Source organism: Lentzea atacamensis, assembly GCF_003269295.1.
Lineage (GTDB): Bacteria > Actinomycetota > Actinomycetes > Mycobacteriales > Pseudonocardiaceae > Lentzea > Lentzea atacamensis.
In genome coordinates, this window is record NZ_QLTT01000007.1 from 326450 (window position 1) to 339587 (window position 13138).

Here is a 13138-nt window from a genome sequence, read left to right on the forward strand (position 1 = left end):
ATCGCATCCGATATATCAGCTGAGTTCGCAGACCTCGATCTTCCCGTGCCGCTCGGGCTTGACCACGTTCGGATGCGAGTCCGGCGCCGTCAGGCACACGAGCTTGTCGCCGACGACCGCGACGGCGAAGCACGTCTGCGTCGTCTCGACCCGGTGCGTGATCTTGCCGCCCTCGGTCACCCGGAACGCCGCCGCCTGCAACGCCGGCGCCACCCACACCCCGTCGCCGTCGCCCGCGATCCCGTCCGGCGCGATGCCGAACTCCTTCACCTCGGCCCACACCCTGCGGTTTTGCAACGATCCGTTGCGGTCGACCGAAAACGAAGTCAGTTGGAATGCAACGGTCTCGGCGACGACCAATATGTTGCCGCTCTCCGACTCGCCCGTCGGGTCGGGCAGCAGGGCCATGCCGTTGGGGAACTTGAGGTCCTCGGCGACGACGCTGACGGAGCCGTCGGGCTGGACGAGTGCGAGCGCGGCGCCCTGCGGGTCGAAGTCCGGTTCGAGCAGTCGCGGGATGCCGACCTCGTCGATCAGGCCGTGCAGGTCGAAGCCGAAGTTGCCGACGTACGCGCGGCCCTCGCCGTCGACGAGCATGTCGTTGGTGTGGAAGGTCGCGATATCCGATATATCGGCGTGCAGGACCAGGTCATCGCCCTCGAGGCGGCGCACGGTGCGGTCGAGCATGGACACGACGAGCATGCGTCCGTCGGGCAGCCAGCCGAGTCCGGACGGTTGACCGTCGAAGGCGACGACGACCTCGTCGTCACCGGTCGCGAGGTCGAGCGCGTGCACCTCGCCCGCATAGAAGTCGGAGTAGTAGAGGCGACCGTCGGGGCCGCGTCGCGGCCCCTCTCCGAAGTGAAGACCGTCCCGCAGCACCGTGGTGTCAGCCATGGGCCTCGACGCTAGCTTCGGCCGGCAGGTCACGCATCGTCCGCAACGGTGAGAACAACACCCACGCCGCCCCGGCGACGGCGCCGATGAGAGAGATCCACAGCGTCGGCACGATCCCGATCCACGAGCCGAGCCCGCCGCCCAGGAGTGCGCCCAGCGGCGTCGAGCCCCACACCACCCAGCGGATCGAGGCGTTCATCCGGCCGAGCAGGTGGTCGGGGCAGATCGCCTGCCGATAGCTCACCTGGCCGACGTTGTAGACGACGATCCCGAACACGTTCACCGCGAGGCCGACCATCGGGAGAACCAGCCCCCAGCCGTCCGAGATGAACGGCAGCGCCAGGGTGAAAGGCCAGGTCAGCAGTGGAATGAGCCAGATCATCCGAGCCTGCCCGACGAGCAGGCCGATCTTGTACGCGAAGGCCGCGCCGAGCACACCGCCGACGCCGCCCGCGCTGAGCACCAGGCCCGCCGTTCCCTCGCTCAGCTTCACGGTCTGCAGCAGGAACAGCACCATCACGGCGGCCTGGATGCCGTGGAAGAAGTTCGACGTGCCGGTGCACGCCACGATCTTGCGCAAGGTGGCGTTGCGGAAGACGAACCGCAGTCCCTCCATGACCTCGCGACGCAACTGCGGGTCGGGGTGGCGTTCCGGCGCCGGCTCCACGGTCTTGATCCGGACCAGGAAGAACGCCGAGCTCAGGTAGCCGAGTCCGGTCGCGAGCACACCGTTGGCCGCGCCGAGGAACTGCGCCGCGTAACCACCGATCGCCGGTCCGGACACCTCCGCCACCGACAGGCTGGCCTGCAGCTTCGAGTTGCCCTCGACGAGCTGACCGCGCCCGACAAGCGACGGCAGGTACGACTGGTAGGCGACGTCGAAGAACACCGTGCACACGCCCACCGCGAGGCTCACCACGACCAGTTGCGGCAGGCCGAGCAGCCCCAGCCACCACGCGACCGGAACGCTCAGCATCAGCGCGGCGCGGGCGACGTCCATCGCGATCATCAACGGTTTGCGGCGCATCCGGTCGACCCACACGCCCGCGGGCAGGCCGATCACCAGGAACGCCATCTGGCTCGCCGCGGCCAGCAGGCCCATCTCGAACGGTGTCGCGTTCAGCACACCCGCCGCGAGCAGCGGGACCACCGTCATGCCGACACTCGCGCCGAACTGGCTGATCGTGTCGCCCATCCAGAGCCTGCGGAAGTCGGGGTGCCCCCAAAGCGCCATGCCGACGAGTCTGCGCTGAGTGATTGGAAGCGGTCAATCACTTAGACTGAACGCGTGCCACTTTCCCGGAAGCGACGACCCGCGACGAAGGAAGAGGCCGCGGCTCTCAGCTCTGACCTGCGGCTTCGGATGATCCGCATGACGTTCGACCGCCCGCTCACCAACAAGGAGCTGGCGCAGCGGCTCGGCAAGGACCCCGCCACGACGCTGCACCACGTGCGCAAGCTCGTCGCCGCCGGATTCCTCGAAGCGATGCCGCCACGCGCGGGCAACCGGGGCGCCAAGGAGATCCCCTATCGGTCGACAGGCCTGTCGTGGCAGCTCGACAACAGCGAAAATATGGTCGCCGTCGGCGAAGCGATGCTGCACGCTTTTCTCGGCGAGGTTGCCGACATCGGGCTCGAGAACGTGGATCAGAGCCGCCTGGTCGTCACCGTCGACCCGGAGGAACTAAAACAGCGGCTCGCTTCGTTGTTGGATGAGCTGGCCGCGCAACCGGTCAGACCGGAAGTTCCCCGTGTGGCGATCTACCTCGCGGTGTATCCGGGGGACTGAAGGTCCGTGGGACGATGAAGGGCAAATGACGGAAAACATCCAGAGCACAGAGTTCGACACCGAGTGGGAAGACGACTTCTCGACAGGTGACTACGAACTCGCCGAACGCGCCGCACTGCGCCGTGTCGCCGGATTGTCCACCGAGCTCGAGGACATCACCGAGGTCGAGTACCGGCAGCTTCGCCTGGAGCGGGTCGTGCTCGTCGGGGTGTGGACCGAGGGCACGGCAGCGGACTCCGACGCCTCCCTCGCCGAACTCGCCCGCCTCGCCGAAACCGCTGGTTCCGAGGTGCTCGAGGGCGTCGTGCAAAGGCGTGACAAGCCAGATCCCGCGACGTACATCGGCTCCGGCAAGGTGGCCGAGCTGCGCGACGTGGTGCAGGCGACCGGCGCGGACACGGTGATCTGCGACGGTGAGCTCTCACCCGGCCAGCTGCGTCAGCTGGAGGAGAAGCTGAAGGTCAAGGTCATCGACCGGACCGCGCTCATCCTGGACATCTTCGCGCAGCACGCGCGGTCCAAGGAGGGCAAGGCCCAAGTCGAGTTGGCCCAGCTGCAGTACCTGATGCCGCGTCTGCGCGGCTGGGGTGAGACGTTGTCGCGGCAGGCCGGTGGTCGTGCCGGCGGCGGCAACGGCGGTGTGGGTCTGCGCGGTCCCGGTGAAACCAAGATCGAAACCGACCGTCGCAGGATCCGTGCGCGCATCGCCAAGCTGCGCCGCGAGATCGCCGCGATCGGCGTCATCCGCGAGACCAAGCGGAGCCGCCGCACGGCGAACGAGATCCCGAGCGTCGCCATCGCGGGTTACACGAACGCGGGCAAGTCGTCACTGCTCAACGCGCTGACGGACGCCGGAGTCCTGGTGGAGGACGCGCTGTTCGCCACCCTCGACCCGACGACCCGCCGCGCGCTGACGCCGGAAGGCCTGCCGTACACGCTGACGGACACCGTCGGCTTCGTCCGGCATCTGCCGCACCAGCTCGTCGAGGCGTTCCGCTCGACGCTGGAGGAGGTCGGCCAGGCCGACCTGCTCGTGCACGTGGTCGACGGCTCCGACGGCATGCCGGAGAAGCAGGTCAGCGCCGTGCGCGAGGTCCTCGCCGAGATCAACGCGAAGAACGACACGCCGATGCCGCGCGAGCTGCTCGTCGTGAACAAGATCGACGCGGTGGGCGACCTGGGCCTCGCGAGGCTGCGGCACCTGTTCCCGGACGCGTCGTTCGTGTCGGCGCACAAGGGCCTCGGCATCGAGGAACTGCGGGTCCGCATCGCCGAGCTCATGCCACGCCCGGAGGTTGTGGTCGAGGCGCTCGTGCCGTACGCGCGCGGCGAGGTCGTCGCCCGCGTGCACCGCGACGGCGAGGTGCTGTCCGAGAAGCACACGGAGTCGGGCACGCTGCTCAGCGCCCGCGTGCGCCCGGACCTCGCCGGCCTCCTCGAGGAGTTCGCGACGAACGGAACGCCTGCTTGATCCCGCCTCCACCGGTGGACGTGTGCCCGGTAGTCATGCAGGAGCTCTCCGGGCTCACGTCCGACGGAAAACAGTTCTTCGCCGTCAGCGACAGCGACAACGGCACGCTGCGCATCCAGGTCCTCGGCCGCGACTGCGTCGTGAAACGCACGATCACCGCGCCCGTGGACCCCTTCGACGTCGAAGACCTGGCGATGACGCCGGACGGCACCCTCTGGGCCGCCGACACCGGCGACAACAACAAGTCCCGCTCCACGGTCGCCTTGCACAAGGTCTCACCTTCAGGCGCCGTGGAGCGGTTCCGCGTCACCTACCCGGACGGCAAACACGACGCCGAGGCGTTGCTCATCGACAAGTCCGGCATGCCGTACATCGTCACCAAGGAACCCCTCGGCTCCGCGCTGGTATATCGCCCTACGGCGGCGCTCCGAACCGATATATCAGTTCCGTTGGAGCAGGTGGCCCGCGTAACGCTGTCCAGCACGGACACCCCAGGCGGACCCCTGGAAGGCACCCTCGACTCGCGCCTGGTGACCGGCGCCGCCTCTATGGCCGACGGCTCCGCCATCGCCCTGCGCACCTACACCGACGCCTATCTCTTCCCGGTCCCCGACGGTGACGTGGCCAAGGCCCTGTCCGGCGACCCGGTCCGCGTGCCTCTGCCGAACGAGCCCCAAGGCGAGGCCATCGCCTTCGACCCGGACGGCACCCTGCTGTCCGCCTCCGAAGGCGCGGGCACCCCGATCCGCGCCGTGGCCGGAGCCGCCGCCCTGGCGCAGCCACCCGCGCCGACGACCACGACGCCGCCGCCACCCGCAGCCGACCAACCCCAAGCCGCCCCGCCGAACTCGTCGAGCTCCTGGCAGAACTGGCCCCTGGCTCTGACGCTCGGCAGCATCGTCCTCATCGCCGCATTGGTCATCGGCCTGCGCCTGCGCCGTCGAACCTGACCGCGGCCTCTCCGCTGCGTCACCGCCGCTCGGCCTGCCGCTAACACAGTTCGCCGTTCACCCCTTTCCTGATCTTCGTCGGGGCCCGCTGACCTGCTCCTTAGCAATGACTCTTTTGACCTCGTCGTCAAAAGAGTCATTGCTAAGGCAGTTGGGAGGCGGGCCAGGCCGACCGATATATCAGTTTCGGGGCTCAGTCCCAGGCGACGGGCATGCGTTCCAGGCCGCCGATCACGAGGCTCGCCCGGTGGGGGAGTTCGTCCTCGGGGACGGCGAGGCGCAGCTTCGGGAAGCGGGTGAAGAGGCCAGGAAAGGCGATCTTCAGCTCGATCCTGGCGAGATGCTGGCCGATGCACTGGTGGATGCCGTGGCCGAACGCGAGGTGCCCGGCCGCGCCGCGGGTCAGGTCGAGGAGTTCGGGCTCGGTGTAGCGGGCCGGGTCGTGGTTCGCGGATCGCAGCTCGACGAGGACGGTGTCGCCCTCGCGCACGAGGACGCCGTCGATCTCGACGTCTTCCAGCGCTGTGCGGACGGTGGCCGGAGTCAGGCTGATATATCGCAGGAGCTCTTCGACGGCGGCCTCGGGATCGGCGAGCATCGCGGCGACTCTCGCCTGGTCGCGGAGCAGTTCCAGCATGCCGAGCGACAGCATGTTCGTCGTCGTGTCGAGGCCGCCGCCGAACAACGCCATGCCCATCGAGGCCATTTCGTCGTTGGTGAGGTCGCTGTCCGCGTTGACCAGGTCGCTCAGCAGGTCGTCGGTCGGGTTCGCGTGTTTCGCCGCGACCATCTCCAGCATGAACTGCTGGAGCCGTCCGAACGCGGCGAACATCGCCTCCGCCTCGCCGGGCTCCGCGCCGCTGCCACCGGCCAGCAGGACGGCGTCCTGCTGGAACTCCGTGCGGCGCTCGTACGGGACGCCCAGCAGTTCGCAGATCATCAGGGCCGGCACCGGCACCGCGAAGTGCTCCACCAGGTCCGCGGGCGAGCCCTGCGCCGCGAGCTCCTCCAGGTGCTCGGCCGTGATGGCTTCGAGCCGCTCGGCGAGCAGCCGCATCCGCCGGACGGTGAACTGACCGGTCAGCTTGCTGCGGTAGCGGGTGTGGTCCGGCGGGTCGTGGTCGGTGAACGCGCCGGGCGGCGACGGCGGCGCGTCGCCGGGGCTGCCCGGACCGAACGGGTTGTGCATCAGGTCCGGGCGGATGCTGAAGCGGTTGTCGGCGAGCACGGCGCGCACGGTCGCGTAGTCATGTGCTCGCCAGCCGACGTGCCCGTCCGGGTACGTCATCGGGCTGAGTGTCATTGCCTCCCCCTTGCAACGAGATCTTTCTCCTTCTTGCAAGCTAAAAACGTTTGCGGACGAAGTCAAAAGACTCATTGCAATGGCTTGGAGTGCAAGGCACGATGAGGTTGTGCCTGGTAAGCGGCTAGATCAAGAGGAACGGCAGCTCATCGCCCAGTGGCTGTGGGACGGGCTGGGGTACTCCGAAATCGGGAGGCGGTTGCAAAGGCCGGCCTCGACGATCCAGCGGGAAGTGGCTCGCAACGGGGGTCACAACAACTACCGGCCGGGCGCCGCGCACCAGGCGGCGAGCGAGCGGGCGATGCGTCGGATGCCCGCGGTGGACGATCTCGACGTCGACGACGAGGCGTACTCGTTCGGGCGCAGTCCCGGAGAGGTGCAGGAGTTCCACCTGAGGCTGGTCGCGTCGTTCGTACAGACGGGCATCCCGAAGACGGCGGCGCGGATCCTGGCCGAGATCTTCATGGTGGACAAGGGCAGCCTGTCGGCGACCGAGCTGGTGCTGCGGCTGTCGGTGAGTCCCGGCACGGTGTCGCGGTCGACGAGCTACCTGCAGGATCTCGGGCTGTTGCGCAGCGAGCGCGACGGCAAGCGCATGCGCTACTTCCTCGACGACGACATCTGGTACCGCGCGTGGCTGAGCAGCGCGGAACGCAACTCCGTGTGGGCGCACACCGCGCTGGAGGGTGCCGAGATCTTCGGTCTCGACACCCCCGTGGGCGCACGCCTCAAGGACATGGGGCAGTTCTTCTCGTTCGTCGTGGTGGACATGGAGTCCACCAGGAAAAAGTGGCTCGACTTCTTCGAGAAGAAGAAGCGAGCCCGCGAGAAGGCCCGGGACAGAGCTACGGGAGACGCCTCAGCACGGTGACGACCTTGCCGAGGATGGTGGCCTCGTCGCCGTTGATCGGCTGGTAGGCCGGGTTGTGCGGCATCAGCCACACGTGGCCGTCCTTGCGCTTGAACGTCTTCACGGTCGCCTCGCCGTCGATCATGGCGGCGACGATCTCGCCCTGGTCGGCGGTCGGCTGCTTGCGGATGACGACCCAGTCGCCGTCGGTGATGGCGGCGTCGATCATCGAGTCACCGACGACGCGCAGCAGGAACAGTTCGCCCTCGCCGACGATCTCGCGCGGCAGCGGGAACACGTCCTCGATCGACTCCTCCGCCAGGATCGGGCCACCGGCCGCGATCCGGCCGACCATCGGCACGTACGCGGGGGTCGGCTTGGACATCGGGTCGAGGCCCGGGTCGATCTCTGCGGGCAGCATCCCGACCGCGCGCGGGCGGTTCGGGTCGCGGCGCAGGAAGCCCTTCCGCTCCAGCGCGCGCAACTGGTACGCGACCGAGGAGGTCGACGTGAGGCCCACGGCCTCACCGATCTCCCGCACGCTCGGCGGGTAGCCGAAGCGGTCGACCCAGTCACGGATCACGTCGAGCACCTTGCGCTGACGCAGGGTCAGGCCGGCGTTTCCCGCGATCTCGCTCACCTCTGGCTCCACAAGAGCGGGGTCCGGGTCGATCGTCTTGCCTGCCACGGTCGCTGTCCTCCTCGCCGCCCCCAGTTCGAATGGGATTCCGGCATTCCGTCGATCTTCACGGTCGACGGTAGTCGTGTTTGCTGCACAGATCAAACACCTGTTCGAGGTATTTGGGCGCGTGTTGTGGCGTCCGGCGGGTCGGTCTGATAGAAATTCGCACGGACGTTCGATCGAACCCCTGTTCGATCATGGTGCTTGACCTGCGATGGAGGGCGTCATGGCGGTAATCGTCGAGAAGCGGTTGCGCGTTGTCGAGGACGCGGACGTCGTAGCGGGACGTCCACTCCGTTCGGGTCCTCGTGTCATGCCGCGGCGCCCGGCGACCAAACCGCGTCCGGTCGCGGTGCCCTCGTCACGTGACTCCAGCTCGTGCGACGTTCGGCCCAAGCGTGAGTCCGCGCTCGAACTCCTCGCCGTCGGCGTGCTGAGCGCGTTGACGATCATCGCCCTCGGCGTGCTCTACCTGCAGCAGGCCGGCGTCACCCCGTAAGACCGAAGCGAAACCGAAGCCTCTCGGAAGTGGCCCTGTCCACCATTCGGTGCGACAGACGAGACCATCCCCGGAGGCACCATGGCGAAGCACACCCACCACCGCGGTGACCGCCTGACGTTGCGGTGAGACCCGCGATCACCGGTGTGGTGAGCGCGAACAGCGCCGTTCCCGCGCAGGCCGCTCCCATCACCGGCGCTCAGCCCACGACCGGCATCGCGGTCGCCGTCATCACGCACGATCCACGTGAGGACGATGCGCCGCTGCCGGACTCCACGCGAGCCGCGCTCGCGATGGACCGCGTACTCGCCAATCCTGCCGAGTCGTCGGTGTCCTATGCGGGTGTGCGGCTGGAAGGTCATCTTCACGCACGTCACCGTCCGCTTGAGCGGCGAGTTGCTGCGCAACGCCACCGAAGGCCACCGCGACGGCGCGTGCACCGGCTCCAACACCAGCGGCAGCTGCTGGAACTACTTCGCCAACACCTCGCTCGTGGAGAAGGCGCACGCCGGAGTGCTCCGCGTGCTGGCTCCCCGATAGAAACACCGAGAGGGAAACAAGCATGAAGATGGGACGAGTCGTCGCGGCCGCGACGATCGCCGTCGGCACCCTGCTGTCGATGACACCGCCGGCCAGCGCCGCGAAGGACGTCGAGGTCTACAGCGACGACCCCGGCGCCAAGGGCGGCATGGCCTGGTTCCGAGCCTACGGTGAGCACTTCGCGGTGTGCGACCGGGACTACGACGACCTCGGCGTGCGCGGCCGCCTCACCTGGACGCACAACGGCGTCAAGCACGAGCGCAAGGTGTGGCACCACACGGGCCACCACCAGGACCCGCGGCTCAACTGCACCAAGTACCCGAACGACATCAACGTCCCCGAGGGCACCACGGTGTACCTGCAGGTGTGTCTGCAGAAGGAGAAGGGCGCTCCGCTCAAGTACTGCGACACCGACACGGGCGAGGCTTGAGAGCACGGTTGTGAGCGGGTGTCACCAACCCCGCTCACGACCGCGCGGTGAGGCCTTCCAGGGTGCGCGTCGCGCGTGCGACGCCGGTGACGTGCCCGGTGTCGCGCCAGATGTGCAGGGCCTCCCGCACCGCGTGTCCGGCCTGCGCGCCCCCACCGGAGGCGGACTCCACGGCGGCGACGGCGAGCAGCGCCTCCGCCTCCAGGAGCCGGAACCCGCCCGCTCGTGCCACGTCGAGGGCGGCGGTCGCGTGCGGCCGCGCCGCCGCCGGATCGGTTGCGGCCAGGACGTGGGCGAGCGCGGCGGACGCCTCCGCCTCCAGACCGCGCAGGCTGGACCGCGTCGCGATCTCCAATGCCCGCACCAGGTGTTCCCGCGCGGACGTCGCGCGGCCCAGCCCGATCAACGCCACCGCCTCGGCCTGCTGGTCGCCGTCCTGACGGGCGCACTCCAGCGCCTCGGCGGCGGTCCGGCGGGCCGTGTCGTGGTCGTCACGGGTGAGGTGGACGGCGCACAGCCCGCTGAGCGCGGTCGCCTCACCGAAGCGGGATCCCTGCTCGCGGAACGACTCCAGCGCGAGCAGCAGCGTGTGCTCGGCGTCGGCGACGTCGCCGAGCGCCAGCAGCACCGACCCGAGGTCCGCCAGGTTGGCGGCCTCCCAGAAAGCGAGAGAATCCTTGCGACACAACCGGACCGACTCGTCGAGGCACTCCCTGGCCTCGGCCAGCCTGCCGAGCTGCCGGTAGTGACAGCTCAATGAGTTCAGCGCGTGACTTTCCCCTGAAGAGTTCCCGAGTTCGCGGAACAGCTCGATCGCGCGGAGGCTGTGCTCGACCGCCTCGGCGAGCCTGCCCGTCCAGTCGAGCATCGACCCGAGGTTCGACACTGCCGTCGCCTCGCACTCGCGCCAGCCGCACGTGCGGCTGGCCCGCGCAGCCTCCTCGGTGTGCGCGACACCGTCGGTGTGCCGGCCCTCGCGGAAGGCGGCGCCGCCCATGGTCAGGCGCAGCAACGCTTCCGCGGCGTGCGCCCCGTGCCGCTGGGCCGCCGGCAACAGCACCGACGCGAGCTCCAGCCACTCGGCGCGCCTGCCGTGGTCGTGGAAGAACCGCCGCACCGCGTCGGCCAGGTACCAGACCTGCGGGCGCGGGCCGGTCACCGCGGCCCGCCGCAACGCGGCGACCAGGTTGGGCGCCTCGACGTCGAGCCACGCCACGGCTTCCGCACTGTTCGCGAACCGCACAGGGCTCTCGGCGGGTTCGTCGTCACGGGGGAGCGACACGACCCGCTTGCCCAGCTTCGTCACAGCCGCGTCGGCGGCGGCGAGGTAGCCGGCGAACAGCCTCTCCCACGCGGGCGTGGTCTCCTCGGTGTCCGAGCGCTCCTCGGCGTAGCGGCGGACCAGGTCGTGGAACCGGTAGCGGCCCGGCGCATGCGCCTCGACCAGGTTCGCGGCACTCAGGCCGCGCAGCAGCCGGGTCGCCACGCCGGCGTCGGTGCCGAGCAGCGCGGCCGCGTTGTGCGGTGTGAAGTCCGGTCCGGGTACGACCCCGAGCAACCGGAACAGCCGCTGCTGATCGGCCGGAAGTGCTTGGTAGGACACGGAGAACGCCGTGGCGACCGCGCTCTGCTCCGCGCCGTCGAAGGCGAGCAGAGGGTCGGCGCGCAGCTCCGCGACCGCTGACTCGATGCTCGTGCCGACGTTGGCCGCGGCGATGCGCAACGCGAGCGGGTGGTGCCCGCACACGTCGGCCAGTGCGGCCGCGGCAGCGGGTTCGGCGGCCACTCGGTCCGCGCCGAGCGCCGAGACGAGCAGCGCGTGCGAGTCGTGTTCCGGGAGCTGCGCCAGGGTGATCGTGCGAGCGCCGGTGCGGGCGACCAGGTCACCCAGCCGGTGTCTGCTGGTCACCAGCACGCGGCCGGACGACGGCAGGAGCGGCAGCACCTGAGCGGCGTCACGCGCGTTGTCCAGCACCACCAACGCTTTCCGATCCGCGAGCAACGAGCGGAACAGTCCACTTTGGTCGTCCGATTCGGACGGTGTGGCACCGAGCGCACGCAACAGCTGCGCCAAAGCGGCGGTCGGGCTGAGCGGTTCGTCGTCGGCGTCGAATCCGCGCAGGTTCACGTACAGCTGCCCGTCGGGGTAGCGGTCGCGAGCCGCGTGCGCCCACCGAACGGCGAGCGCGGTCTTCCCGACGCCGGCGGTGCCGGTGATCAGCCACACGCCGTCCTCGCCGTCCTCCAGCGCGGCAAGCTCCGCGGCACGGCCCGCGAAACCCCGTGTGGCCAGAGGGAGTTCGGCGGGCCGCACCTCGGTGAACGCCGGGACGGGCGCCTGTTCCTCGCCGCGCAGGACACGCAGCTGCGCGTCCCGCAACGCCTGTCCTGGTTCGATGCCGAGCTCGGACGTCAGCAGCTCGTGGCCCTGGGAGTACACCTCCAGCGCCTCGGCGGTCCGTCCGCACCGGTGCAGCGCGAGCATCAGCGCCGCGCGCAGCCGTTCGCGGTACGGGTGCTCGTCGACGAGCTTGCGCAGGCCGCCGGCCGCTTCCGCGTGGTGGCCCTCGGCGATCTGGAGCTCGTGCAGTTCCTCAACGATCGCGAGCCTTCGTTCGACCAGCGCCGGGCGTTCCAGCTCGGCCAGCTCGTCGCTCACGCCGTCGAGCGGCGTGCCCGTCCACAACGCGAGTGCCTCGCGCAGCCGTGCGATGGCGGCCTCACCGGTCAGCGTCCTGGCGTGGGCGACGGCGTCGTCGAACAGGTCGAGGTCGCGTTCGCCGGGCGCGACCTCGATCGAGTAGCCGGAAGCGCCGCGCGTGATCACGTCGGCGCCGAGCAGCTTGCGCAGGTCGGACACGTGCACCTGCAGGCGGCCGCGGGCGCTGCGCGGCGCCTGCTCACCCCAGGTCAGGTCGATCAGCCGGTCCTCCGGCACGACCCGGCCGGGGCTGAGCAGCAGTGCTGCCAGCACCGACGCCTGTTTCGGTCCGGCCGGGCGCACCGGCCCGGCCGGACCGAGGACCGTGACCGGTCCGAGCAGCAGATACCTCAGCGCAGGTCCTTCTCGGCCGTGCACTTCGCGCCGCTGCTGTCGGTGAACTTCACCTCGACCCAGGCACGCCCGGAGCGCGGCACCGACGAGCGGTTGACGGGCACCTCGGCGGCCTCGTCCGACTTCAGGCCGGTCCTCGACCGCGTGAGCACCGTGTTCTGCGTGGCGCCCACGCGGTGGTAGACCCGGACGTGCATCGCACCGGTGTCGGCGATGTACGGACCGGCCGCGCCCCGGCCCTTCCTCAGCCCGTACTCCGCGCCGAGGTCATACCAAAGCGTGAACCTGCCGCTGAAGTCTCCGTCCGTGCACCTGGCGGTCACCGACGCCGTGGCGGCGTGTGCCGCAGGTGTCGCTGCGCCGCTCGCGGCGAGCAACAGGGCCACCAGTGCTGCCCTCTTCACCCCAGCCCCCAAGATGATCTCCCTCTGATCGTTGCGCCACCCGAGTGACGCGCCACAGGAATATCACGCGAGCGCCGCCTCGGGGGTTGCGCGAGGGTCACGTGCCGACGCCGGTGCGTAGTAGCCGCAGTTCATCCCGGATTCCTCCATCCGAGTGTCGCCCGACACGCCGTGTCGAGTTGCAACCTCTTGCGTTGCGATCTAGGTTCTACCCCTACATCTAGTGGTTACACCGTTGTAAGTAGTCCACAGGTTGTGGGTAACTCCA

General features: G+C 69.2%; 13 protein-coding genes. 7 read left to right on the forward strand and 6 right to left on the reverse strand.

Annotated elements, in window-relative coordinates; all coding sequences use genetic code 11:
- Positions 1-15: 15 nt before the first annotated feature.
- A complete protein-coding gene (locus C8D87_RS30430) occupies positions 16-897 on the reverse strand; it encodes an SMP-30/gluconolactonase/LRE family protein (RefSeq protein WP_112229248.1) in 882 nt (293 codons plus the stop codon).
- Positions 890-2131 carry an MFS transporter gene (locus C8D87_RS30435; RefSeq protein WP_112229249.1) on the reverse strand — a complete coding sequence of 414 codons (1242 nt, stop codon included), beginning with the start codon at positions 2129-2131 and terminating at the stop codon, positions 890-892. The genes C8D87_RS30430 and C8D87_RS30435 overlap by 8 nt, the downstream gene beginning before the upstream one ends.
- A gap of 54 nt (positions 2132-2185) precedes the next feature.
- Between C8D87_RS30435 and C8D87_RS30440 the strand changes: the two genes are divergently transcribed.
- Genes C8D87_RS30440 through C8D87_RS30450 form a run of 3 tightly spaced genes read left to right on the forward strand, consistent with a single transcriptional unit; the run spans position 2186 to position 5107 of the window.
- Positions 2186-2686, forward strand: a complete 501-nt coding sequence (locus C8D87_RS30440) for an ArsR/SmtB family transcription factor (protein ID WP_267899894.1) — start codon at positions 2186-2188, stop codon at positions 2684-2686.
- Between the two features lie 25 nt (positions 2687-2711).
- Complete coding sequence (hflX, locus tag C8D87_RS30445; protein WP_109640488.1) at positions 2712-4157, forward strand: GTPase HflX; 1446 nt, start codon at positions 2712-2714, stop codon at positions 4155-4157.
- A gap of 35 nt (positions 4158-4192) precedes the next feature.
- Positions 4193-5107, forward strand: a complete 915-nt coding sequence (locus C8D87_RS30450) for an SdiA-regulated/phytase-like domain-containing protein (protein ID WP_112229250.1) — start codon at positions 4193-4195, stop codon at positions 5105-5107.
- Positions 5108-5300: 193 nt separating this feature from the next.
- Here the strand turns inward: C8D87_RS30450 and C8D87_RS30455 are convergent, their stop codons facing one another.
- A complete protein-coding gene (locus tag C8D87_RS30455) occupies positions 5301-6395 on the reverse strand; it encodes a cytochrome P450 (RefSeq protein WP_112229251.1) in 1095 nt (364 codons plus the stop codon).
- A gap of 124 nt (positions 6396-6519) precedes the next feature.
- Between C8D87_RS30455 and C8D87_RS30460 the strand changes: the two genes are divergently transcribed.
- On the forward strand, positions 6520-7281 hold the full coding sequence (locus C8D87_RS30460; protein WP_170166637.1) for a GbsR/MarR family transcriptional regulator: 762 nt from the start codon (positions 6520-6522) through the stop codon (positions 7279-7281).
- Here C8D87_RS30460 and lexA read toward each other — a convergent pair.
- On the reverse strand, positions 7256-7933 hold the full coding sequence (gene lexA / locus C8D87_RS30465) for a transcriptional repressor LexA (protein ID WP_211337647.1): 678 nt from the start codon (positions 7931-7933) through the stop codon (positions 7256-7258). The genes C8D87_RS30460 and lexA overlap by 26 nt on opposite strands.
- A gap of 235 nt (positions 7934-8168) precedes the next feature.
- Between lexA and C8D87_RS30470 the strand changes: the two genes are divergently transcribed.
- From C8D87_RS30470 to C8D87_RS30480, 3 genes are all read left to right on the forward strand, one after another.
- On the forward strand, positions 8169-8441 hold the full coding sequence (locus tag C8D87_RS30470) for a hypothetical protein (protein WP_146771912.1): 273 nt from the start codon (positions 8169-8171) through the stop codon (positions 8439-8441).
- Positions 8442-8783: 342 nt separating this feature from the next.
- Positions 8784-8981, forward strand: a complete 198-nt coding sequence (locus C8D87_RS30475; RefSeq protein ID WP_146771913.1) for a hypothetical protein — start codon at positions 8784-8786, stop codon at positions 8979-8981.
- Positions 8982-9003: 22 nt separating this feature from the next.
- Positions 9004-9411 (forward strand): hypothetical protein, encoded by a 408-nt coding sequence (locus C8D87_RS30480; RefSeq protein ID WP_112229255.1) that lies wholly within the window; start codon positions 9004-9006, stop codon positions 9409-9411.
- A gap of 34 nt (positions 9412-9445) precedes the next feature.
- Here the strand turns inward: C8D87_RS30480 and C8D87_RS30485 are convergent, their stop codons facing one another.
- Both C8D87_RS30485 and C8D87_RS30490 read right to left on the reverse strand, forming a co-directional pair.
- Positions 9446-12490, reverse strand: coding sequence for an AfsR/SARP family transcriptional regulator (locus C8D87_RS30485; protein WP_233442364.1), 3045 nt, complete (start codon positions 12488-12490; stop codon positions 9446-9448).
- A complete protein-coding gene (locus C8D87_RS30490) occupies positions 12463-12882 on the reverse strand; it encodes a hypothetical protein (RefSeq protein ID WP_215732531.1) in 420 nt (139 codons plus the stop codon). Before C8D87_RS30490 ends, C8D87_RS30485 begins: the two co-directional genes overlap by 28 nt.
- Positions 12883-13138 lie beyond the last annotated feature (256 nt).